The organism is Faecalibacterium prausnitzii, assembly GCF_019967995.1.
Lineage (GTDB): Bacteria > Bacillota > Clostridia > Oscillospirales > Ruminococcaceae > Faecalibacterium > Faecalibacterium prausnitzii_E.
In genome coordinates this window covers 351,909-371,806 of sequence record NZ_CP065377.1, presented here as the reverse complement: position 1 = coordinate 371,806, position 19,898 = coordinate 351,909, and the positions used below count along the sequence as shown (strand labels likewise).

Annotated in this window: 31 protein-coding genes; all 31 read right to left on the bottom strand. The window is 59.7% G+C overall.

Annotated elements, in window-relative coordinates:
• Window positions 1-41: 41 nt before the first annotated feature.
• The 31 genes from I5P96_RS01905 to rpsC all read right to left on the bottom strand — a co-directional run bounded on the left by I5P96_RS01905 (window position 42) and on the right by rpsC (window position 19,889).
• Window positions 42-554 carry a regulatory protein RecX gene (locus tag I5P96_RS01905; protein ID WP_223382877.1) on the bottom strand — a complete coding sequence of 171 codons (513 nt, stop codon included), beginning with the start codon at window positions 552-554 and terminating at the stop codon, window positions 42-44.
• Window positions 555-1,736, bottom strand: a complete 1,182-nt coding sequence (recA, locus tag I5P96_RS01900; protein ID WP_097793110.1) for a recombinase RecA — start codon at window positions 1,734-1,736, stop codon at window positions 555-557.
• A gap of 231 nt (window positions 1,737-1,967) precedes the next feature.
• Window positions 1,968-2,825: a peptide chain release factor N(5)-glutamine methyltransferase gene (gene prmC / locus I5P96_RS01895; RefSeq protein ID WP_223382876.1), complete on the bottom strand. Its 858-nt coding sequence runs from the start codon at window positions 2,823-2,825 to the stop codon at window positions 1,968-1,970.
• Window positions 2,819-3,766 (bottom strand): DUF1385 domain-containing protein, encoded by a 948-nt coding sequence (locus tag I5P96_RS01890; protein WP_223382875.1) that lies wholly within the window; start codon window positions 3,764-3,766, stop codon window positions 2,819-2,821. The genes prmC and I5P96_RS01890 overlap by 7 nt, the downstream gene beginning before the upstream one ends.
• Window positions 3,767-3,854: 88 nt before the next feature.
• Entirely contained in the window at window positions 3,855-5,276 is a 1,422-nt protein-coding gene (locus I5P96_RS01885; RefSeq protein ID WP_223382874.1) for a sensor histidine kinase, read from the bottom strand.
• A 47-nt stretch (window positions 5,277-5,323) separates the two neighbouring features.
• On the bottom strand, window positions 5,324-6,028 hold the full coding sequence (locus I5P96_RS01880; RefSeq protein ID WP_118553499.1) for a response regulator transcription factor: 705 nt from the start codon (window positions 6,026-6,028) through the stop codon (window positions 5,324-5,326).
• Between the two features lie 99 nt (window positions 6,029-6,127).
• Entirely contained in the window at window positions 6,128-7,432 is a 1,305-nt protein-coding gene (locus I5P96_RS01875; RefSeq protein WP_223382873.1) for a hypothetical protein, read from the bottom strand.
• A gap of 144 nt (window positions 7,433-7,576) precedes the next feature.
• On the bottom strand, window positions 7,577-7,918 hold the full coding sequence (gene rplQ / locus I5P96_RS01870) for a 50S ribosomal protein L17 (RefSeq protein WP_005921819.1): 342 nt from the start codon (window positions 7,916-7,918) through the stop codon (window positions 7,577-7,579).
• A gap of 26 nt (window positions 7,919-7,944) precedes the next feature.
• Entirely contained in the window at window positions 7,945-8,901 is a 957-nt protein-coding gene (locus I5P96_RS01865) for a DNA-directed RNA polymerase subunit alpha (protein ID WP_097793115.1), read from the bottom strand.
• A gap of 113 nt (window positions 8,902-9,014) precedes the next feature.
• Window positions 9,015-9,617 (bottom strand): 30S ribosomal protein S4, encoded by a 603-nt coding sequence (gene rpsD / locus I5P96_RS01860; protein WP_097793116.1) that lies wholly within the window; start codon window positions 9,615-9,617, stop codon window positions 9,015-9,017.
• Between the two features lie 20 nt (window positions 9,618-9,637).
• Window positions 9,638-10,048 carry a 30S ribosomal protein S11 gene (gene rpsK, locus I5P96_RS01855; protein WP_005934894.1) on the bottom strand — a complete coding sequence of 137 codons (411 nt, stop codon included), beginning with the start codon at window positions 10,046-10,048 and terminating at the stop codon, window positions 9,638-9,640.
• A 14-nt stretch (window positions 10,049-10,062) separates the two neighbouring features.
• Window positions 10,063-10,434: a 30S ribosomal protein S13 gene (gene rpsM / locus I5P96_RS01850; RefSeq protein ID WP_005937976.1), complete on the bottom strand. Its 372-nt coding sequence runs from the start codon at window positions 10,432-10,434 to the stop codon at window positions 10,063-10,065.
• Window positions 10,435-10,515: 81 nt separating this feature from the next.
• Window positions 10,516-10,629, bottom strand: coding sequence for a 50S ribosomal protein L36 (gene rpmJ, locus I5P96_RS01845; protein ID WP_005921832.1), 114 nt, complete (start codon window positions 10,627-10,629; stop codon window positions 10,516-10,518).
• A gap of 35 nt (window positions 10,630-10,664) precedes the next feature.
• Window positions 10,665-10,916 carry a translation initiation factor IF-1 gene (gene infA / locus I5P96_RS01840; RefSeq protein ID WP_005937979.1) on the bottom strand — a complete coding sequence of 84 codons (252 nt, stop codon included), beginning with the start codon at window positions 10,914-10,916 and terminating at the stop codon, window positions 10,665-10,667.
• Between the two features lie 374 nt (window positions 10,917-11,290).
• On the bottom strand, window positions 11,291-12,082 hold the full coding sequence (map, locus tag I5P96_RS01835) for a type I methionyl aminopeptidase (RefSeq protein WP_223382872.1): 792 nt from the start codon (window positions 12,080-12,082) through the stop codon (window positions 11,291-11,293).
• A 2-nt stretch (window positions 12,083-12,084) separates the two neighbouring features.
• Complete coding sequence (locus I5P96_RS01830; protein ID WP_118553500.1) at window positions 12,085-12,717, bottom strand: adenylate kinase; 633 nt, start codon at window positions 12,715-12,717, stop codon at window positions 12,085-12,087.
• 140 nt (window positions 12,718-12,857) lie between these two features.
• Entirely contained in the window at window positions 12,858-14,153 is a 1,296-nt protein-coding gene (secY, locus tag I5P96_RS01825; protein ID WP_223382871.1) for a preprotein translocase subunit SecY, read from the bottom strand.
• A gap of 1 nt (window position 14,154) precedes the next feature.
• Window positions 14,155-14,595: a 50S ribosomal protein L15 gene (gene rplO, locus I5P96_RS01820; protein ID WP_055190698.1), complete on the bottom strand. Its 441-nt coding sequence runs from the start codon at window positions 14,593-14,595 to the stop codon at window positions 14,155-14,157.
• Window positions 14,596-14,615: 20 nt separating this feature from the next.
• Window positions 14,616-14,801, bottom strand: a complete 186-nt coding sequence (rpmD, locus tag I5P96_RS01815) for a 50S ribosomal protein L30 (protein ID WP_005921851.1) — start codon at window positions 14,799-14,801, stop codon at window positions 14,616-14,618.
• Between the two features lie 14 nt (window positions 14,802-14,815).
• On the bottom strand, window positions 14,816-15,316 hold the full coding sequence (rpsE, locus tag I5P96_RS01810; protein ID WP_005937997.1) for a 30S ribosomal protein S5: 501 nt from the start codon (window positions 15,314-15,316) through the stop codon (window positions 14,816-14,818).
• Window positions 15,317-15,335: 19 nt separating this feature from the next.
• Window positions 15,336-15,695, bottom strand: coding sequence for a 50S ribosomal protein L18 (gene rplR / locus I5P96_RS01805; protein ID WP_015564643.1), 360 nt, complete (start codon window positions 15,693-15,695; stop codon window positions 15,336-15,338).
• A gap of 18 nt (window positions 15,696-15,713) precedes the next feature.
• Window positions 15,714-16,265 carry a 50S ribosomal protein L6 gene (gene rplF, locus I5P96_RS01800; RefSeq protein ID WP_118553502.1) on the bottom strand — a complete coding sequence of 184 codons (552 nt, stop codon included), beginning with the start codon at window positions 16,263-16,265 and terminating at the stop codon, window positions 15,714-15,716.
• A gap of 17 nt (window positions 16,266-16,282) precedes the next feature.
• Window positions 16,283-16,681, bottom strand: a complete 399-nt coding sequence (gene rpsH, locus I5P96_RS01795; protein ID WP_005934908.1) for a 30S ribosomal protein S8 — start codon at window positions 16,679-16,681, stop codon at window positions 16,283-16,285.
• 110 nt (window positions 16,682-16,791) lie between these two features.
• Window positions 16,792-16,977: a type Z 30S ribosomal protein S14 gene (locus I5P96_RS01790; protein WP_005921866.1), complete on the bottom strand. Its 186-nt coding sequence runs from the start codon at window positions 16,975-16,977 to the stop codon at window positions 16,792-16,794.
• Window positions 16,978-16,993: 16 nt separating this feature from the next.
• A complete protein-coding gene (gene rplE, locus I5P96_RS01785; RefSeq protein ID WP_005934909.1) occupies window positions 16,994-17,542 on the bottom strand; it encodes a 50S ribosomal protein L5 in 549 nt (182 codons plus the stop codon).
• A 17-nt stretch (window positions 17,543-17,559) separates the two neighbouring features.
• A complete protein-coding gene (rplX, locus tag I5P96_RS01780) occupies window positions 17,560-17,874 on the bottom strand; it encodes a 50S ribosomal protein L24 (protein ID WP_005934911.1) in 315 nt (104 codons plus the stop codon).
• Between the two features lie 13 nt (window positions 17,875-17,887).
• Complete coding sequence (gene rplN, locus I5P96_RS01775; protein ID WP_005938014.1) at window positions 17,888-18,256, bottom strand: 50S ribosomal protein L14; 369 nt, start codon at window positions 18,254-18,256, stop codon at window positions 17,888-17,890.
• Window positions 18,257-18,299: 43 nt separating this feature from the next.
• Window positions 18,300-18,557, bottom strand: coding sequence for a 30S ribosomal protein S17 (gene rpsQ, locus I5P96_RS01770; protein WP_055190687.1), 258 nt, complete (start codon window positions 18,555-18,557; stop codon window positions 18,300-18,302).
• Window positions 18,558-18,569: 12 nt separating this feature from the next.
• A complete protein-coding gene (gene rpmC, locus I5P96_RS01765) occupies window positions 18,570-18,755 on the bottom strand; it encodes a 50S ribosomal protein L29 (protein ID WP_005921879.1) in 186 nt (61 codons plus the stop codon).
• Window positions 18,745-19,185 (bottom strand): 50S ribosomal protein L16, encoded by a 441-nt coding sequence (gene rplP / locus I5P96_RS01760; RefSeq protein WP_005938020.1) that lies wholly within the window; start codon window positions 19,183-19,185, stop codon window positions 18,745-18,747. Before rplP ends, rpmC begins: the two co-directional genes overlap by 11 nt.
• A complete protein-coding gene (gene rpsC, locus I5P96_RS01755) occupies window positions 19,185-19,889 on the bottom strand; it encodes a 30S ribosomal protein S3 (RefSeq protein ID WP_005934914.1) in 705 nt (234 codons plus the stop codon). The genes rplP and rpsC overlap by 1 nt, the downstream gene beginning before the upstream one ends.
• Window positions 19,890-19,898: the final 9 nt, after the last annotated feature.

The window sequence follows — 19,898 nt, the reverse complement described above, 5'->3', positions numbered from 1 at the left end:
CGGCACTGTGTGCGAGACAAAGCGGCCGTGCAAACAAGCCGTTATTCCTGTTCCACGCGCTGGATCGCGTCCCGGATGACCGGGTAGGCAAAGCCCCGGCGCATCAGAGCGGCCACCACGAGGTCGCGGCGTCCGGCTTCCAGTTTTTTGCGGTAGCGGCTGGCCACCAGCGCGGCGGCGGCTTCCAGCTCCGGGTCTTCCCCGGTCTCGTCGGCGGCATAGACCGTGTCCAGCGCCTGTTCGATCTGCGGGGCGCTCAGGCCCTTCTGCCGCAGGTTCTGTGCGGCAGCGCGGCGGCTTTTTTTCGCCGCCAGCAAGCCGTGGGCGCGGGTCTCGGCATAGCGCGCATCGTTGACATACTCCCGCTCCACCATCTCAGCCACCACGGCGGCAGCCGTCTGCCCGGCAAAGCGGCGGTTCAGCCGCTCGTAGAGGCCGCCGGAGGACAGCTCCTGCCCAGCCAGCAGCTCCATCGCGCGGGCACGGGCCTTGGCCGCATCGGTGGATTTTTCCGCCTCGTCCAGCGGGCGGCGGGCTCCACGGTACCATGCCATTTACTCTTCCACCATGATGTCCAGTTCGCTCTCGCTGCTGCGGACGGGAGCCTTGACCACCGGCTCCTTAGCCGGGGCGGACTCGGCCTTGCTGCCGGCGTCCGGTGCAGCAGCGGCTGCCTTTGCGGTGCGGCGGGTGGCATAGAGCTTGTCGGCATTGGCGCGGATCTGGCCCTCGATGTCGTTGGCCAGCTCCGGATTGTCCCGCAGGAACTGTTTGGCGTTGTCGCGGCCCTGACCCAGGCGGATATCGCCATAGTTGAACCATGCGCCGCTTTTCTGGACGATGCCCAGCTTGACGCCCAGATCAATGAGTTCGCTCATCTTGGAAATGCCCTCGCCGAACATGATGTCGAACTCGGCCTCACGGAACGGAGGGGCCACCTTGTTCTTCACGATCTTGGCACGGGTGTGGTTGCCGATGAACTGGCCGGAGGAGTCCTTCAGGCCCTCCACACGGCGGATGTCGATGCGCACCGAGGAATAATACTTCAGCGCACGGCCGCCGGTGGTGACTTCGGGGTTGCCGTAGACGACGCCGACCTTCTCACGCAGCTGGTTGATGAAGACGCAGACCGTGTTGGTCTTGCCAATGACGCTGGTCAGTTTGCGCATGGCCTGGCTCATCAGGCGGGCCTGCAGGCCGACGTGGCTGTCGCCCATCTCGCCCTCGATCTCGGCGCGGGGGACCATGGCGGCGACCGAGTCCACGACGATGGCGTCGATGGCACCGGAACGGACCAGCGCCTCGCAGATCTCCATGGCCTGCTCACCGGTGTCCGGCTGGCTGACCAGCAGGTTGTTGATGTCCACGCCCAGTGCCTCGGCATACACGGGGTCCAGCGCGTGCTCGACGTCGATGAAGGCGACCTCGCCGCCCTGCTTCTGAGCCTCGGCCAGGATGTGCAGGGCCAGCGTGGTCTTACCGCTGGATTCCGGGCCGTACACCTCGACGATGCGGCCGCGCGGCACACCGCCCACGCCCAATGCCATATCCAGACCCAGGCTGCCGGTGGAGATGGCTTCCACCTGCATGGCGGCATTGTCGCCCAGCTTCATGACGGCACCCTTGCCGAACTGCTTTTCGATCTGGGCCAGCGCGGTCGCCAGCGCGTCCTTCTTGGCACCCGGCTCGGTCTTCTGGGTCGCGGTGACGACCGTGTTCTGATTCTTTGCTGCCATAGTGTTCTCCTTTGCTGTCCTCTCCCGGCGCGGCTCGTTCCGCCGCCTGCGCGGGGCATTCCGATTCTTTCTCTAATAGTATATCACAAATCCAGAATATTACAACAGGAAGTTGTTTGTTTTTTCGATTATTTTTCCCTCGCAAGCTGACCCGCAAGTCGGCGCAAACCCTCGCCCTTTGGCAGGCCGGGCAGGCCCACGCGTCTTGCGGCAGGCAGCCGGGCTTTGCGGTCACTTGCAGGGTTTTCTTGCGGTGACGGCCCGGTCGTTGCCGCCGTAGTCCTTCCGGCAGGCGATCCCGACCCAGCCGTTTGCTTCCAGCAGGGCCGTGACGGCTTCCCGCTGCTGCCAGCCGATCTCCAGCGCCAGTGCACCGCCGGGGCGGAGCGCTCTCTGGTAGTGTTCCGCGAGGGCACGGTAAAATACAAGGCCGTCCTCCCCCGCTGCCAGCGCCATGGCCGGTTCCTGTGCCACTTCGGGCTGTAGCTGCCCCATCTCGGCCGCGGTCAGGTAGGGCGGGTTGGACACGATGAGGTCCAGCTCCCCTTCCGGCAGAGTCTCCCAATAGGTGAACAGGTCTCCCTGCACCGGGGTCAGATGCAGCCCATTGGGCAGGTGGGCATTCCGGGTCAGATACGCAAACGCCGCCGGGCTTTTTTCCAGGCTCGTCACCTCTGCCGCCGGGCAGAACCGCTGGACGCCCAGGCCCAGACAGCCGGTCCCGGCGCAGAGGTCCAGCACCTTCGGGTGCGGGACGCCCCGCAGCAGTTCAGCGGCGGCCTCGGCCACCACTTCGGTATCGGCACGGGGGCAGAGCACACCGGGCCCCACCGCCAGCTCAAAGTCGAGGAACGGCCAGCTGCCGCAGAGGTATTGCAGCGGCTCACGGTCGGCACGGCGGGCGGTCAGGGCTTCCAGCTGCGCCGCCTGTGCGGCGGTCAGCGGAGCCGTGGCCAGCCGGGCGTCTGCGCCCACCGCCAGCCGGAAGAGTTCGGCGGCATCAAAATCGGCATCGGGGCAGCCCGCCTCGGTGAGCCGGGCCTCCACCTGCCGCAGCGCCGCGCGGGGCAGGATGCCTTCGTTCACCATCTGCCGTCCTCCGGGTCTTCGGGCAGGACGGGCGTCACCGCCGCAATGGCCACTTCGATCATGCTGTCGTCCGGCTCGAACACGGTCAGATGCTGCACCCAGATGCCGGGCTGTCGGATGATGCGGGTGGCAAGGTTGTCAGATCGGCCGCACCACTTCAGCAGCTCGTAGCTGATGCCCATGACCACCGGCAGGAGCAGCAGTTTGAACACCACCCGCAGCCCGGTGCTGGACCAGGGCAGCACACTGTACAGGAAGACGCTGACGATGACGACCAGGATCAGAAAGCTGGTGCCGCAGCGGGGGTGGAAGCGGGTGTATTTGCGGACGTTCTCCACGGTGAGCGCATCCCCTGCCTCATAACAGGCGATGGTCTTGTGCTCGGCCCCGTGGTACTCGAACACGCGGTGGATCTCCTTCATTTTGGAGATGGCGACCATATAGCTCAGGAAGATGGCCACCTTCAGGACCGCTTCGAGGATGACTTTGCTCCACCGGCCCAGCGGGAGCAGCCGATTGACGCCGCCCACCAGAACGGTCGGCAGCACCGTGAACAGCAGGATGGCGAACAGTCCGCCCAGCACGGCGGCAGCGCCCAGCAGGATATCCTCGGCCTTTTTGCCCAGGTGGTCGCCCACCCATTTTTCAAAGGCGGTCTCCTCCTCTTCGGGGTCGTAGTCGTCGCCCATGCTCACCTGTGCGGAATACATCATGTACCGGTAGCCCATGATGAGGCTCTCCACCATCGAGATGGCCCCCCGCACGAGGGGGATCTTCGTCCAGATGCCGTGGGTTGGGGTCGGCTCGATCTTTGTCTCAATGGTGCCGTCCGGCTTGCGCACCGCGCAGCAGATGTTCTTCGGGCCGCGCATCATGATGCCTTCCATCAGGGCCTGCCCGCCCACGCTTGTTTTGAAACGTTCCTGTTTTGGTTGATTCATCCATGTCTCCTGTCCCCGCACACGGCTGAGCCGGGCGGGCGATTTTTTTGCAGTTCTCATTTTACCGCAAAATTGTGTCAAAATCTTCTCAGCGCTTATAAAGGGGCAGGCCCAGCGTGACCACGGTGCCCCGGCCCAGGGTACTCTTGAGGTCGAGCGTGCCGTCCAGCGCCGTCATGATGGAATCCACCAGCGCCAGACCGATGCCGCTGCCGCGCACCGAGTTGCTGCCCTTGTAGAACTTGGTCTTCACGTTTTCCAGGTCTTCCGGCGGGATGCCCCGGCCCTGGTCGATGATCTCGATGAAGGCCTTATACTCACCCTGCCAGATTTTCACGGTGATGCGCCCGCCGGGGGCCGAATACTTGATGGCATTGTCCAGGATGTTGATGAACACCTGCCGCAGGCGGTCCGGGTCGGCATAGACGGGGATCATCTCCTCCGGCTCGTTGTAGGAGAGCAGCAGCCCCTCCCGCTGGATGCGGGCCTCGCAGAAGAGGACGGCGTCCGTCAGCTCGGCCACAAGGTCCAGCAGGCGGCAATCCATCTTCAGGCGGCCGTTCTGCAGGCGGCTGAAATCCAGCAGCTCCTCCACCATGTTGTACAGGCGGGCCGTCTCGTTGTTGATGATCTCCAAGCCTTTGCGGTAATTCTCGTCCTCCGGGTCGTCGAGGGTGCGCAGCGTTTCCACCCAGCCCCGGATGGAGGTCAGCGGTGTGCGCAGCTCATGGGACACCGAGCTGATGAACTCATTCTTCATCTTCTCGGTCTCTTCCAGCCCCTCGGCCATCTGGTTGATGGTGCCGCGCAGGCGGTCCACCTCGTCGCGGCTGTCGCCGGTCACGGGCAGGCGGACGTCCAGTTCTCCCCGCGCGATGCTGGCGGCGGTGCGCTCCACCTGCCCCAGCGGGACCACGATGCTGCGCACGAAATACAGACCGGACGCCACCGTAAAGCCCAGAATGACCACCACCACCACGATGCTGATGAGGAAGACGCTTTTCATCTGGTTCTGGATGAGGGTCAGGCTCGTGACGAGCCGCATGGCCGCCACGTCTTCGGCTGCATAGGGCACCAGACAGCAGACGGCCATGACCATCTCATTGCTGGCGGTGCGATAGATGGCCATCCCCATGCCGTCGGCGTTCTCCTGCGCCCGCTCAAAGTCAACACTGCTCAGGATGCCCTCGGCATCGGTGCCGCTGGATGATGCGATGACGCCGCCGTAGCTGTCCAGCAGCATAAACTCGTATTTGTCCTTATCGGAGAACTGCTCTACCATCCGGCGCAGGGCCACGCTGCGGTTGGCGGCAGTTTTCTGGGCTGTGTCGCCGGTGTACATCTTCAGCTGGCCGTTCACCGAGGAAAAGCGGCGGTACATCGTCTGCTGGACGCTGTTGTAGTAGTTGCGTGAGCAGCTGTACAGGAACATGCCTTCGACCAGTATCAACAGCAACACCGTCAGCATCAGGCTGCCCCGCAGCCATCGCCTCGTGATTCCGCTTCTCACCCTGCGCACCTCCCTTCCTCAGTCTGCCTTTTGTGAGCCGGAGCGGGTCATTCTTCCCACCGGTAGCCGTAGCCCCACACCGTCATGATGTGGGTCGGGTGGCTCGGCTCATCCTCCACCTTCATCCGCAGGCGGCGGATGTTCACATCCACGATCTTCACGTCGCCGAAGTAGTTTTCGCCCCAGACGCCCTTGAGGATCTTTTCCCGCACCAACGCGATGCCGGGGTTGTGGAAGAACAGCTCCATGATCTGGAACTCCACCTGCGTCAGCTCGATGGGGCGGCCCGCCTTGAGCAGGACACGGCGGTTCTCGTCCAGCACGAAATCGCCGCTGACGAGGGCGGCGGGGGCAGCTTCCTTTCCGTTCTCTCCGCCCGTCGAGCGGTTCACACGGCGGCAGAGCGCCTCCACGCGGGCCAGCAGCTCGCTGACGCTGAACGGCTTGGTCATATAGTCGTCGGCACCGATGGACAGGCCGCGGATCTTATCCTGCTCCTGCCCTTTGGCGCTGAGAATGATGATGCCGATCTTCTGGTCGGTGCGGCGGATGGTCTCGCAGAGCGAGAAGCCGTTCATGCCGGGCAGCATCACATCCAGAATGGCCGCATCGCAGCCCGGTCTCTGCTCCAGCAGCGGGAGCGCAGCCTCGGCGCTGTCGGCCTCCACGGCCTCCATCCCGGCCCGCCGCAGGTTCAGCGCGATCATCTCGCGGATGCTGGCTTCGTCCTCCACAACAAGTACCTTGACCATCTACAACATGCCTCCGTTCTATTCCGCCCCGGTGTGACCGCGGGGCCGGTCTATTTTCAATCAATTTCTTTTGGATTGCATCCAGCCGGTCGGACCGGCTCAGTTCAGCCGATACAGCGAGCGGGACAGCCGATAGGTCTGGTCCTGGATGACGGCATCCTCGCCCAGCTTTGCCTGCATCTGGCGGGATGCCACCACGCCCAGCCGGGTCCAGCCCGCCGCGCTGGCGCTGGACGGCACCAGCCGCAGGGTGAGCACCAGCTTGTTTTCGTCCACCGTGCGCAGCTCCACCGCATCGTCGATGTCGGCGCTGTCGGTGAGCAGCAGGTTGCCCTCCCACTCGGCGGGCAGCTCGATGTAACAGTTCGTCTCTTCGTCCAGCAGGCCGAAGCTCTTTTCCGGGTCGGGCCGGGTGTAGTCCATCCAGACGATGAAGTCCATCCGTCGGCTCTGGCTCATGTTCAGTAGACCGGCCTCGTCCGGCTGGGTAGGGATCTCCACCGTGCCGTCGCCGTCCAGGTCGCGGCTGACGAGGTTCGGCACGTTGCGCAGTGAGGCGCTGTAGAGCGCGCTGGCGCTGATCTGCTCGGCCGGGATCATCTGCTGGCTCTCTTCATCGAAGCGCAGGAGCACCGTGGCCAGATTGTTGCCGGAAATGCCGGTCCAGCCGTCCAGCACCAGATAATGCCGTCCGTCCGCTCCCAGGCCCGACGCCACCGAGGCGCAGCCGGAGAACTTGTCCGCCGACAGGCCCATGACGGCCACCTGCTGGAAGCTGCCGTCCCGGTTCACGGTCAGCAGCTCGATCTGCACCCCGCCGTCCTCCAGCGTGGACATCAGGATCAGGTCCTCGTTGCCGCCGCCGGTGATGTCCTCCACGAGGTACTGCTCGTAGGACTGCTCCAGAATGGCGTTCACCTCGCCGTGTTCGTAGGAATAGACGGCCAGATAGCTGTCCCCCTGTGCAGCCAGATAGCCCACCACCAGCTGCACAGCGTTTCCGTCCTGCAACTGCGCCAGCCGGACATTGTCCACTGTGTCAGCCAGACCCTCGATGGTCTGCTGCACCTTCCACGCGCCTGCGGCATCCTTCTGCAAAAAGGCGATGCAGACGTTGGAGGACTGGGCCGTCGTGTAGAGCACGGCGGCGTCCTGTTCGCCGTCGCCGTCCAGATCCTGCAGCAGGAAGGGTGAAAGCAACTCCCCCTGCATGGGGTATTTGAGCTGCGCACTCTCGCCCAGCCAGTCGTTCAGGGCACTTTGCAGCGCACCGTAATCACCCGAAAGGCGCGGAGCGCGCAGCAGATCCTCGACCTGCATGTTGTCCGTCATGGGGAAGCTGCACCCCGGCAGCAGCCCCAGCAGGCCGCAGGCCGCAAGCGACAGGAAGTGTCGTCGTTTCAACCGCAGTCCCTCCTTTCTGTGGAAAACTCCCGGCTGCGTATACAGTATTCAGTATAGCACGAATCGCGCTTCCGGGCAACAAAAAACGCCCTCCCCCCGAAGGGAAAGAGCGTTTCGTTACACTGTTTCTACAGTCAGAGTCGATCAGACGAGCTCCAGAACTGCCATCTCAGCAGCGTCGCCGCGGCGAGCGCCGATCTTGATGATGCGGGTGTAGCCGCCGTTGCGGTCAGCGTACTTGGGGCTGATCTCATCAAACAGCTTCTTTGCAACATCTTCCTTGGTGATGTAGGCATACACCTGACGCTTGGTGTGCAGGTCGCTTGCCTTGCCAAGGCTGATCATCTTCTCGGCCATGGAACGAACGTCCTTAGCGCGAGTGACAGTGGTCTCAATCTTGCCATTCTCCAACAGGTAGGTAACCATGGCGCGCATCATAGCGTTGCGGCTGTCGCTGGTTCTACCGAGCTTTCTGGTACCGGGCATCCCGTTTCACTCCTTAATTATTTTAGTTATTCATCGTCTGTGTTCAGCTTGAAGCCGAGGGAGTCCAGCTTCGCCATGACTTCCTCCAGGCTCTTGCGGCCGAGGTTGCGAACCTTCATCATTTCGTCCTCGCTCTTGCTGACCAGATCCTCGACCGTGTTGATACCGGCACGCTTCAGGCAGTTGAAGGAACGGACGCTCAGATCCAGCTCTTCGATGGTCATCTCCAGAGCCTTCTCCTTGTCGTCGTTGGTCTTCTCCACCATGATCTCGGTGCCAGCGGCCTCATCGGACAGGTTGACGAACAGGTTCAGGTGCTCGGTCAGCACGCGGGCAGCCAGAGAAACGGCCTCCTGCGCATTGATCGTGCCATCGGTCCAAACCTCAATGGTCAGCTTGTCATAATCGATTGCCTGGCCAACACGGGTGTTCTCAACATTGTAATTCACCTTGAGAACAGGGGTGTAAATGCTATCGACGGGAAGAGTGTTGATGTCGTTCTTCTCGACGATGGCCTGCTTATTGCGCTCTGCGGGCACATAGCCGCGGCCCTTATCGAAGGTGAGCTCCATGACGAGCTTGCCGCCCTCGCCCAGGGTCGCAATGTGCCATTCAGGGTTCAGGATCTCAATATCGTCGCCCTGCTTGATGTTGTCAGCGGTGACCTCACAGGGGCCCACTGCCTCAACACGCACTGTCTTCGGACCATCGGTGTACAGCTTTGCAGCAATACCCTTCAGGTTCAGGACAATTTCGGTAACGTCTTCCTTGACGCCCTCAATGGTGGAGAACTCGTGGACCACGCCGTCGATCTTGACGCTGGTCACGGCGACACCGGGCAGAGAGGAAAGAAGCACACGACGCAGGCTGTTGCCCAGTGTGATGCCAAAGCCACGTTCCAGGGGCTCCGCGACGAATCTGCCGTAGCGGCCATCCGGGGACAGGCTTGCCGTTTCGATTTTGGGACGTTCAATCTCCATCATATCTATGCCCTCCTTGTCAAACCGACGTTGCCGTCGGCCCATTATTAAATTCTTTCAAAGAAAAGAATGCGAAAGACTGCCATCCATCCGGAAGGCTCGTCCTTCTTAATGGATTACTTGGAGTACAGCTCGACGATGAGGTGCTCTGCAACTTCGTAGTCGATGTCGCTGCGCTCAGGGAGCTTGGTGACGACGCCCTTCAGGGTGCCGGCCTCGCGGTCCAGCCAGGAAGGCAGAGCCACGACGGGAGCCTCAGGGCCAGTCAGCTTTGCGAACTTTGCAGAAGAACGGCTGGACTCACGGACCTCGATCACGTCACCGGCCTTGATCTGGTAAGAGGGGATGTTGACCTTCTTGCCATTGACGGTGAAGTGAGCGTGGCTCACCAGCTGGCGGGCGTCGCGGCGGGTCTGAGCAAAGCCCAGGCGGAACACGACGTTGTCCAGGCGGCGCTCCATGAGCTGGAGCAGGTTCTCACCGGTCTTGCCGGGCATTGCCTCAGCACGCAGGTAAGCATTGTGGAACTGCTTTTCCAGAACGCCGTAGATGAACTTGACCTTCTGCTTTTCCTTCAGCTGAGAAGCGTACTCAGACTGCTTCTTGCGCATGTTGCCATTGGAGTTGCGGGTGGTATTCTTCTTTGCATAGCCCATGACCGCAGGAGAAATGCCCAGGGCCTTGCAACGCTTTGCGATAGGCTGCGTATTCTTTGCCATAATTCAATTTCCTCCTTCGATCAGACACGACGGCGCTTCGGGGGACGGCAGCCGTTGTGGGGGATGGGAGTCACGTCCTTGATCAGGGTGACTTCCAGGCCGGTAGCCTGAAGTGCACGGATAGCGGACTCACGGCCAGCGCCGGGGCCCTTGACGTAGACCTCAACGGTCTTCATGCCATGCTCGATTGCGACCTTTGCTGCGGTCTCAGCAGCAGACTGGGCTGCAAACGGAGTGCTCTTGCGGCTGCCACGGAAGTTCAGGGAGCCAGAGGAGCACCAGGACACTGCATTACCCTGCAGGTCGGTGATGGTAACAACGGTATTGTTGAAGGTAGACTGGATATGAGCCTGACCAGCAGCAATATTCTTGCGCTCTTTCCGCTTCATGCGGACATTTGCGCCCTTCTTGGCATTATTTGCACTTGCCATTTCTCAAATCCTCCTTACTTCTTCTTGTTAGCGACCGTGCGCTTCGGGCCCTTGCAGGTACGTGCATTGGTCTTGGTGCGCTGGCCACGGCAGGGCAGATTCTTGCGATGGCGGGTGCCACGGAAGGACTGGATCTCGACCAGGCGCTTGATGTCCAGAGCAACGTTGCGGCGCAGGTCGCCCTCAACGATGATGTTTGCCTGATCGATGTAGTCACGGATCTTAGCCTCTTCTTCCAGAGTCAGGTCCTTGACGCGGGTATCGGGGTTGATGCCAGTTGCTTCCAGGATCTTGTTAGCAGTGGTCTGACCGATACCGTAAACGTAGGTGAGACCCACCTGAACGCGCTTCTCGCGGGGCAGGTCAACGCCGGCAATACGTGCCATAGTAGTTTCCTCCAAAATCATCCCATGTCAGTGTCGGGGTCTGCGCCGGGACTCTACGCACTTGACCCCCAGGCGCCCGAATTAGCCCTGGCGCTGCTTATGCTTGGGGTTCTGGCAGATGACCATCACGCGGCCTTTGCGGCGGATGACCTTGCACTTTTCGCAGATGGGTTTCACGGAAGGCTTGACCTTCATGATGTTGAACCTCCTTTTGGTTGATACCCTGACGCTTATTTGGAGCGCCAGGTGATGCGGCCCTTCGAAAGATCGTAGGGCGACATTTCTACGGTGACCTTGTCCCCGGGCAGGATACGGATGAAATTGGTCCGGAGCTTGCCGGAGATGTGCGCTAAGAGGATGTGCCCGCTGGGAGTGAGCTTCCCGGTGTTCTTATCCTCGCTCAACATTTCCACCTTAAAGATGGCGTTGGGCATGGCTTCACGCACAATGCCTTCGATTTCGATAACGTCTTCTTTAGACAAGCTATTTGCCTCCTCATTGGATCTGCTCAGTTTGCCATGAATTGACGGACAGGCGGCGATAACCGCCACATACTTCTTCTCCTGCGGCACAAAATCCGCAAAGTGGGCAGAAAATCCCTGTCCACCGAGAAAGCATCTGGCTGTCACGGCCATTTATAGATTATACACCTTTTGCATCCATTTTGCAAGTGCTTTTTTCCGTATTTCCGATAAAAATTTCCTCTGATGCAAAACCGGTCCTTTTCCGTGCCGTGTTTCGGGCGTCTCACCCTGTAGGATGAAACTTTTTCACTAAAACTTGTCGGAATTGCACAAATCACAGGTCTGACGACCAAAAAAGACCTCCCCGAAGGGAGGTCTCAGCGCGCTTGTGCTTACTGGAAGCGGAAGCTATCCGGGTCAAAATCGGGGTCATCCCAGCTGCGGGTCATGATCTCGGTGTGATCCTTGAGGATGGCGATGGAGTGCTCAAAGTGCGCTGCCAGGCCGCCGTCCTTGGTCTTGACGGTCCAGCCGTCCTTGGACTGGGTGATCTTGCAGTCGTACTGGCAGATCATCGGCTCAATGGCGATGGTCATGCCGGGCACCAGACGCGGGCCGCGGCCTGCATGGCCGTAGTTGGGCACTTCGGGGTCCTCGTGCAGCTCATGGCCGGTGCCATGGCCAACGAACTCGCGGACGACGGAGAAGCCTGCGTCCTCGCAGTAACTCTGCACCGCACAGCCGATATCGCCGATGCGGTTGCCTGCCTTGGCCTGCTCGATGCCCTTGTACAGCGCGGCCTTGGTCACGTCCAGCAGGCGCTGGGCTTCCAGGTCGATCTTGCCCACCGCATAGGTGCAGGCGTTGTCGCCGTTGAAGCCGTCCACCTTGGCACCGGTGTCGATGCTGACGATGTCGCCGGGGCGGATGACGATATCATGCGACGGGATGCCGTGGATGATGGTATCATTCAGGCTGATGCAGGCGGTTCCCGGAAAACCGTACAGTCCCTTGAAGTTGGGGATGCCGCCGTGCTTCACGATGAACTCATAGATCAGCTTATCCAGCTCCCAGGTGGTCATGCCGGCCTCGATGTGCTCGCCACCGTACTTCAGGGCAGCTGCGCTCAGGGCATTTGCCCGGCGCATCCCGTCCAGTTCTTTCGCATTCTTGATCTGAATCACGTTTATGCCTCCAAAGCCTTCATGATCTCAGCCGTGGTCTCCTCGATGGAGGGGCAGAACGGGATGGCAGCCAGCTTGCCGCGGGTGCGGTAGAACTCCACCAGCGGCTCGGTCTGCTCATGGTAAGCATTCAGGCGGTCGAGCACCGTTGCGGGCTGATCGTCCTTGCGGATGACGAGCTTACCGCCGCAGCAGTCGCAGACGCCTTCCACCTTGCTCTTCTTGTTGACGATGTGGTAGCTTGCGCCGCACTTCTCGCAGACGCGGCGGCCGCCCATGCGGTCCACGATCACATTGTCCTCGACCTGCAGCTCCAGCACCTTGTCGATGCGGATGCCCATGGTCTCAATGGCCTCGGCCTGCGCGATGGTGCGGGGCACACCGTCCAGGATGAAACCATTGGCACAGTCTGCCTCGGACAGACGATCCTTCAGGATGCCGATGATGACCTCATCGGGCACCAGCGCACCGGCGTCCATGAAGCTCTTGGCTTTCAGGCCCATCTCGGTGCCTTCCTTCACAGCCGCACGCAGGATGTTGCCGGTGCTGATGGAAGGAATGTTCAGCTTTGCGCAGATGATCTCTGCCTGCGTGCCCTTGCCGGCGCCAGGTGCGCCCAACAGAATCAGATTCATAGGATGGCTCCTTTCCTCTTATAAAAGGACGTTCGTATTTTTGTTTGAGTCGGCTAACGACTCACCAAAGCAAAAAAGCACTGAAAAGTTCGAGTCGTACTCTCCTTTCCAGTGCTTTCTCACATCCGTGCTTTATTGGATCAGCCGAGGAAGCCTTTGTGGTTGCGCATCGTCATGAAGCTGTCCAGGCTGCGGGTCGTGTCGAGTGCAACACCCACAACGATCAGCAGGCTGGTACCGCCCAGCTGGATGCTCATACCGGTCAGGTTGCCAAGGATGATCGGCAGTACAGCCACCGCAGCCAGGAAGATCGCGCCGATGAGGGTGATCTTGTTCAGGGTGCGGGTCAGGAAATCGCTGGTCGGCTTGCCGGGACGGAAGCCGGGGATCGAGCCGTTGTTACGGCGCAGATTGTTGGCGATCTCCACAGGGTTGTACTGGATGGCCACATAGAAGTAGTTGAAGGCCAGGATCAGCAGCAGGTAGATGACCACATACAGCGCAGACGTGTAGTTGAAGGTATGGAAAAACGCATACCAGAACGGATGTGCTGCCTGGTCGATCTGCAAAAAGCTGCCGATCGTGCCGGGGATCGAAACCAGAGCGGAAGCGAAGATGATGGGCATGACGCCGCTCATGTTCAGCTTCAGCGGCAGATAGCTGTTCTGCCCGCCCATCTGCTTGCGGCCCACCACGCGCTTTGCATACTGGATGGTGATGCGGCGTTCTGCATTCGTCATGATGACGATGAACACGATCACGACCAGTGCCAGCACGACCAGCAGGGGCAGCAGGATATAGAACTTGGTCTCGCCTGCGGCGGCGCGGGTCAGCAGACCCGTGACCGTGGTGTAGACGCTGGACCAGTTGGAAACGATCGAAGAGAAGATCAGAAGGGACAGGCCGTTGCCGATGCCCTTGTCATCGATCTGCTCGCCGCACCAGGTGATCAGCTGAGCACCTGCGGTGAAGGTGGCGATGATGACCACGGCGGTAAAGATGCCAGCCGCGCCGTTCGTATACTTCAGTGCGCCCATATTGCGGACCACGAAATAGTAGCCAAGGCTCATCACCAGAGCGATGACGCCGCCGGCATACCGGGTGATCTGCTGCAGCTTGTTCTGGCCGTCCGGCTCCTTCGCGATGTTTTCCAGCGAAGGGATCGCAACGGTGAGCAGCTGCACAATGATGGAAGCGTTGATATAAGGTGTCACACCTAACGCGAAGAGTGTGCACCGGGACAACGCACCGCCGCTCATCATATCAAGGTACGAGAGCATGTTGCCGTTCGAGAACATCTGGCTCAGTGCAGAGCCGGTGATGAACGGAACGGGGATGGCGCAGCCCAGACGATACACCACGAGGATCGCCAGCGTGAACAGGAGACGATTTTTCAGCTCGGGAATCTTCCATGCGTTACGGAATGTCTGAAACACCTTACATCACCTCAGCCTTTCCGCCTGCCTTTTCGATTTTCTCTTTGGCAGAAGCGGAATAGGCTGCGGCCTTGACGGTCAGAGCCTTGGTCAGCTCGCCGTTGCCCAGGACCTTAACACCGTCCAGAGTCTTCTTGACCAGACCCTTTGCCTTCAGAGCCTCGGTGTCAACAACGGCACCGGCCTCAAAAGCTGCTTCCAGGTCTGCCACGTTGACGATGGCATACTGGGTAGCAAAGATGTTGTTAAAGCCAACCTTCGGCAGGCGGCGTGCCAGAGGCATCTGGCCGCCCTCGAAACCAGCGTGCTTCACGCCGGAACGGGCCTTCTGGCCCTTGCTGCCGAAACCGGCAGTCTTGCCATTGCCGGAGCCAATGCCGCGGCCCTTGCGGGTCACAGCCTTGTTTGCGCCGGGAATCGCGTGCAGTTCATGAAGTTTCATTATGCGTATACCCCCTGCTATTAGGCTTCGGTGACGCTGAGCAGGAAGCCGATCTTTGCGATCTTGCCCTGCGTAGCGGCATTGTCAGGCTGAACGGTAACGTCGCCCGGCTTCTTCAGGCCCAGAGCCTCGGCGGTAGCGATCTGCTTTGCGCCGCGGCCGATCAGGCTCTTCTTCAGCTCGATTTTGAGCATCTTATCTGCCATGGTTTGTTACCTCCTTAACCCAGAATCTCTTTCACGGTCTTGCCGCGCTTCTCAGCGACGGACTCCGCGCTGACCAGGCCGCACAGACCTGCGAAGGTAGCAGAAACAACGTTGATGGGGTTGTTGGAACGCATAGACTTCGCACGGATGTCCTTGATGCCAGCAGCCTCAATGACGGCACGCACAGGGCCGCCGGCGATCATACCGGTACCAGGTGCAGCCGGCTTGAGCAGAACGGCGCCTGCGCCGTACTTGCCGACGATCTCGTGGGGGATGGTGGTGCCCTTCAGGGCAACCTTGTGCATGTTCTTCTTTGCAGCAGCTTCGCCCTTGCGGATTGCCTCAGGCACTTCGCCGGACTTGCCGATGCCGTAACCGATGGTGCCCTTGCCGTCGCCCACAACGACCAGAGCAGCAAACTTCATGATGCGGCCGCCCTTGACCGTCTTGGAAACGCGGTTGATGGAGACAACCTTGGTGATCATGCCGTCGTCTTCACGGTTTCTCATAGCCATAATGTGTTTCCTCCTCTCATTACAGCTTCAGGCCGCCCTCACGGGCGCCATCAGCCAGGGCCTTAACACGGCCATGATAAACGTAACCGCCACGGTCGAAAACGACCTCGGTGATGCCCTTTTCCAGAGCCTTTGCTGCGATCTTCTTGCCGATCTCAGCAGCGGCCTCGACGTTGCCGCCGAAACCATTGAAGTCCTTGTCCATGGTGGAAGCCGACACCAGAGTCACGCCCTGCTCATCATCGATGATCTGAGCGTAAATGTGCTTGGCGGAGCGGAAAACATCCAGGCGAGGACGTGCTGCGGTGCCGCTGATCTTGTTGCGAACACGGCGATGACGACGAAGACGAGCTTCGTTCTTGTCGATCTGCTTAACCATTGTCTTTCACTCCTTACCTTATTTCTTGCCCTTGCCGGCTTTGCCTTCTTTGTGCTTGACGACCTCGCCCTCGTAGCGGATGCCCTTGCCCTTGTAAGGCTCAGGCGGCTTCTTGGCGCGGATCTCGGCGGCATACTGGCCGACCTTCTGCTTGTCAATACCGGTAACAGAGAAGTGGTTGGGGTCCTGCCACACAATGGTGCAATCCTCAGTATCGGGGATGTTCACCTGGTGAGAGAAGCCCAGGTTCATGACCAGGTTGGAGCCCTGCTTCTGGCAGCGCAGACCAACACCGACGATCTCCAGCTTCTTCTCATAGCCGTTGACGACACCGTTCACCATGTTGGCGATGTTGGTGCGGGTCAGGCCATGCAGGCTGCGTGCTTCGGGCTCGTCATTGGGGCGGGTAACCAAAACCTCATTGCCCTCGACCTTGACGGTCATCAGGTGATGATAGTTGGAATTCAGGCTGCCCTTGGGGCCCTTGACGGCGACGGTATGTGCTGCCTCATCAACAGTGACCGTGACACCGGCAGGAATGACGATGGGTTTTCTTCCAATTCTCGACATTGTCTTTTACCCCTTTCTTACCACACAAAGGCCAGGACCTCGCCGCCAACGTGCGCAGCACGAGCAGCCTTATCGGTCATGATGCCCTTAGAGGTGGAAATGATTGCGGTGCCCAGGCCCTTCATGACCTTCGGCATATCCTCGCAGTTGGTGTAGATGCGCAGGCCGGGCTTGGAAACACGGCGCAGGCCGGCGATGACGGGCTCGCCATTTGCCTGATACTTCAGGGTGACAACGATGGTGCCCTGGACGGTATCGTTCTTGACCTGCATACCCTTGATGTAGCCCTCGTCAACCAGAATCTGGCAGATTGCCTTCTTCATGTTCGATGCGGGGATCTCCACAGAAGGGTGTTTGGCAGTGCTAGCGTTGCGGATGCGAGTCAGCAGGTCCGCGATAGGATCAGTAATCTGCATTTGCCACTAACCTCCTTAGATTAGCTCTCATTTGTTTTATAATGATACCGCTCCGAAACAATCGTTTGCCCCGGAGCGGATATCCGACCATTTATCCGGCGTCCGGTAAATTACCAGGAAGCCTTCTTGACACCGGGAATCTCGCCCTTGTAGGCCAGCTCACGGAAGCACACACGGCACACGCCGTACTTGCGCAGCACGGAGTGGGGGCGGCCGCAGATGCGGCAACGGGTGTATGCACGGGTAGAGAACTTAGCAGGACGAGACTGCTTCAGCTTCATAGACAGTTTAGCCATTGTACCAATCTCCTCCTTAGTTATTCTCGGTAGCGAACGGAGCGCCCAGAGCCTTCAGCAGCTCCTTGCCCTCTTCGTCGGTCTTAGCGGTGGTAACGAAGCAGACATCCATGCCGCGGACTGCATCGACCTTATCGAAGTCGATCTCCGGGAAGATGATCTGCTCCTTGATGCCGCATGCGAAGTTGCCGCGGCCGTCAAAGCCGTTGCCGTTGATGCCGCGGAAGTCGCGGACACGGGGCAGAGCGACGTTGAAGAAACGATCGACGAACTCGTACATGCGCTCACCACGCAGGGTGACCTTGCAGCCGATGGGAGTGCCCTGGCGCAGCTTAAAGTTTGCAACGCTCTTCTTGGCACGGCAGACGACTGCCTTCTGGCCAGTGATCTGGCCCAGATCCTTCATGACAGCTTCCAGGATCTTCTCGTTGTCCTTGGCTTCGCCGCAGGCAACGTTGATGACGACCTTGTCCAGCTTGGGGATCTGCATAACGCTCTTGTAACCGAACTTGGAGTTCAGAGCAGGAGCAATTTCATTGACATACTGTTCTTTCAAACGAGCCATTGTTCCATACTCCTTTCTTACAGCTCAGCGCCGCACTTCTTGCAGACGCGGACCATCTTACCGTCCTTCTCGACGTGGCCCACACGCACAGCCTTGCCGCACTTGGGGCAGATGGGCATGACCTTGGATGCGTACATTGCACCCTCAGCCTTGACGATGCCGCCCTGCTCGCCCTGACGGCGGGGCTTGACGTGCTTGGTAACCATGTTCTGGCCCTCAACGATGACCTTGTTCTCAGAGGGGCTGACCTGCAGGACCTTACCAGTGTGGCCCTTGTCCTTGCCGCTGATGATCATAACGTTGTCGCCGGTTTTAACATGAAGATTATTCATTACTAAAACCTCCTTACAGCGATTCCGGAGCCAGGCTCAGGATCTTGGTGTAGCCGGCATCACGCAGCTCGCGAGCGACGGGTCCAAAGATACGAGTACCCTTGGGGCTCTTGTCGGCCATGACGATAACGGCGGCGTTCTCATCGAAACGGATGTAGGAGCCGTCGTCGCGGCGGACGCCATGCTTGCTGCGCACGATGACAGCCTTGACGACGTCGCCCTTCTTAACGGAGCCGCCGGGGGCTGCCTTCTTGACAGAGCAGACCACGACGTCACCAATGTTTGCGTATCTCTTGCGGGTGCCGCCCAGCACGCGGAAGCACATCAGCTCCTTGGCACCGGTGTTGTCGGCAACTTTGAGATAAGTTTGCATCTGAACCATTTCAGATATCTCCTTTCAAACTGTTCAAAGCAGCGGGCAAAGATTACTTTGCCTTCTCAACGATACGGACCAGGCGCCAGCGCACATCCTTGCTCAGGGGGCGGCACTCCATGATCTCAACACGGTCACCGATGCCGCACTCGTTCTTCTCATCACGAGCCTTGAACTTGGCGGTACGCTTCAGGATCTTCTTGTACAGGGGGTGCTGCACGCTATCCTTAACGGCAACCACGATGGTCTTATCCATCTTGTCGGACACGACAACGCCGACGCGGGTCTTTCTCAGATTACGTTCTTCCATCGTTTAACCTCCTTACTGCTTCTCAGCCAGAACGGTCATCACGCGGGCGATGTCCTTCTTGACTGCTTCGATGCGGCCGGGGTTCTCCAGCTGGTTGATGGCATGCTGGAAGCGCAGGTTAAACAGCTCAGCCTTCAGATCTGCCAGCTTGCTGGTCAGCTCTGCGGTCTGCATCTCGCGGAGTTCATTAGCCTTCATTGGTGCCATCCTCCTTCACGGAGTCCTCACGGACCACAAATTTGCACTTGATGGGCAGCTTGTGCATAGCCAGGCGCAGAGCCTCACGAGCAGTTGCCTCATCGACATCTGCCAGCTCGAACAGAACGCGGCCGGGCTTGACCACAGCGACCCAGTATTCGGGAGAGCCTTTACCAGAACCCATTCGGGTCTCAGCGGGCTTCTCGGTAACGGGCTTATCGGGGAAGATCTTGATCCAGACCTTGCCGCCGCGCTTGATGTAACGAGTCATCGCAACACGGGCAGCCTCGATCTGAGTGGAAGAGATCCATGCCGGCTCCAGAGCAACAAGGCCGTACTGGCCCTGGCACACCACGTTGCCGCGGGTAGCCTTGCCGGTCATGCGGCCGCGCTGAACGCGGCGGTACTTAACACGCTTAGGCAGTAACATTACTTGTTGCCTCCTTCCTTCTTCTGAGCGGTCTTAGCGCTCTTCAGGACCTCGCCCTTGTAGACCCACACCTTGACGCCGATGCGGCCGTAGGTGGTAGCAGCCTCTGCAAAGCCGTAGTCGATGTCGGCACGCAGGGTCTGCAGGGGGATGGTGCCCTCATGATAGCTCTCGGTACGAGCGATATCAGCGCCGCCCAGACGGCCGGAGCACATTGCCTTGATGCCCTTTGCGGGAACGGTAGAACGATCGCGGGGGCTCATGGCATTGCGCATGCACTGCTTCATGGCACGGCGGAAGGTCACGCGGTTCTCCAGCTGACGAGCGATGTCCTCAGCAACCAGCTGAGCGTTGGTGGAAGCGCTCTTGACCTCGATGACATTGACGATCACGGTCTTGCCATACTCTTTGGTCAGCTTGTTCTGGAGTGCAACGCGCTCTTCGCCGCCCTTGCCGATGACCATGCCGGGCTTTGCGCAGTAGATGTTGACGGTGACGCGGGGAGCGGAAGTGGAAGGATCCACAGTGCGCTCGATCTCGATCTTGGGGACGCCAGCGTCCTTCAGCTGAGCCTTCAGCTCAGTGCGGATCTTGTGATCCTCGACGAGGTTATCGCTGAAATCCTTCTTGGAGGCAAACCAGCGGCTGTCCCAGTCTTTAATAACGCCGACACGAATGCCGTGCGGATTTACTTTCTGGCCCATTGTTTTCCC

Bases quoted from the DNA above. Each gene is read 5' to 3' on its own strand.
- I5P96_RS01905 (WP_223382877.1), bottom strand. From the start codon at position 554: ATGGCATGGTACCGTGGAGCCCGCCGCCCGCTGGACGAGGCGGAAAAA.
- recA (WP_097793110.1), bottom strand. From the start codon at position 1,736: ATGGCAGCAAAGAATCAGAACACGGTCGTCACCGCGACCCAGAAGACC.
- prmC (WP_223382876.1), bottom strand. From the start codon at position 2,825: ATGGTGAACGAAGGCATCCTGCCCCGCGCGGCGCTGCGGCAGGTGGAG.
- I5P96_RS01890 (WP_223382875.1), bottom strand. From the start codon at position 3,766: ATGAATCAACCAAAACAGGAACGTTTCAAAACAAGCGTGGGCGGGCAG.
- I5P96_RS01880 (WP_118553499.1), bottom strand. From the start codon at position 6,028: ATGGTCAAGGTACTTGTTGTGGAGGACGAAGCCAGCATCCGCGAGATG.
- rplQ (WP_005921819.1), bottom strand. From the start codon at position 7,918: ATGCCCGGTACCAGAAAGCTCGGTAGAACCAGCGACAGCCGCAACGCT.
- I5P96_RS01865 (WP_097793115.1), bottom strand. From the start codon at position 8,901: ATGATGGAGATTGAACGTCCCAAAATCGAAACGGCAAGCCTGTCCCCG.
- rpsD (WP_097793116.1), bottom strand. From the start codon at position 9,617: ATGGCAAAGAATACGCAGCCTATCGCAAAGCGTTGCAAGGCCCTGGGC.
- rpsK (WP_005934894.1), bottom strand. From the start codon at position 10,048: ATGGCAAGTGCAAATAATGCCAAGAAGGGCGCAAATGTCCGCATGAAG.
- rpsM (WP_005937976.1), bottom strand. From the start codon at position 10,434: ATGGCACGTATTGCCGGCGTTGACCTGCCCCGCGAGAAGCGCGTTCAG.
- rpmJ (WP_005921832.1), bottom strand. From the start codon at position 10,629: ATGAAGGTCAAGCCTTCCGTGAAACCCATCTGCGAAAAGTGCAAGGTC.
- I5P96_RS01830 (WP_118553500.1), bottom strand. From the start codon at position 12,717: ATGAATCTGATTCTGTTGGGCGCACCTGGCGCCGGCAAGGGCACGCAG.
- rplO (WP_055190698.1), bottom strand. From the start codon at position 14,595: ATGAAACTTCATGAACTGCACGCGATTCCCGGCGCAAACAAGGCTGTG.
- rpmD (WP_005921851.1), bottom strand. From the start codon at position 14,801: ATGGCAGATAAGATGCTCAAAATCGAGCTGAAGAAGAGCCTGATCGGC.
- rpsE (WP_005937997.1), bottom strand. From the start codon at position 15,316: ATGGCTATGAGAAACCGTGAAGACGACGGCATGATCACCAAGGTTGTC.
- rplR (WP_015564643.1), bottom strand. From the start codon at position 15,695: ATGGTTAAGCAGATCGACAAGAACGAAGCTCGTCTTCGTCGTCATCGC.
- rplF (WP_118553502.1), bottom strand. From the start codon at position 16,265: ATGTCGAGAATTGGAAGAAAACCCATCGTCATTCCTGCCGGTGTCACG.
- rpsH (WP_005934908.1), bottom strand. From the start codon at position 16,681: ATGCAGATTACTGATCCTATCGCGGACCTGCTGACTCGCATCCGCAAC.
- I5P96_RS01790 (WP_005921866.1), bottom strand. From the start codon at position 16,977: ATGGCTAAACTGTCTATGAAGCTGAAGCAGTCTCGTCCTGCTAAGTTC.
- rplE (WP_005934909.1), bottom strand. From the start codon at position 17,542: ATGGCTCGTTTGAAAGAACAGTATGTCAATGAAATTGCTCCTGCTCTG.
- rplX (WP_005934911.1), bottom strand. From the start codon at position 17,874: ATGAATAATCTTCATGTTAAAACCGGCGACAACGTTATGATCATCAGC.
- rplN (WP_005938014.1), bottom strand. From the start codon at position 18,256: ATGGTTCAGATGCAAACTTATCTCAAAGTTGCCGACAACACCGGTGCC.
- rpsQ (WP_055190687.1), bottom strand. From the start codon at position 18,557: ATGGAAGAACGTAATCTGAGAAAGACCCGCGTCGGCGTTGTCGTGTCC.
- rpmC (WP_005921879.1), bottom strand. From the start codon at position 18,755: ATGAAGGCTAATGAACTCCGCGAGATGCAGACCGCAGAGCTGACCAGC.
- rplP (WP_005938020.1), bottom strand. From the start codon at position 19,185: ATGTTACTGCCTAAGCGTGTTAAGTACCGCCGCGTTCAGCGCGGCCGC.
- rpsC (WP_005934914.1), bottom strand. From the start codon at position 19,889: ATGGGCCAGAAAGTAAATCCGCACGGCATTCGTGTCGGCGTTATTAAA.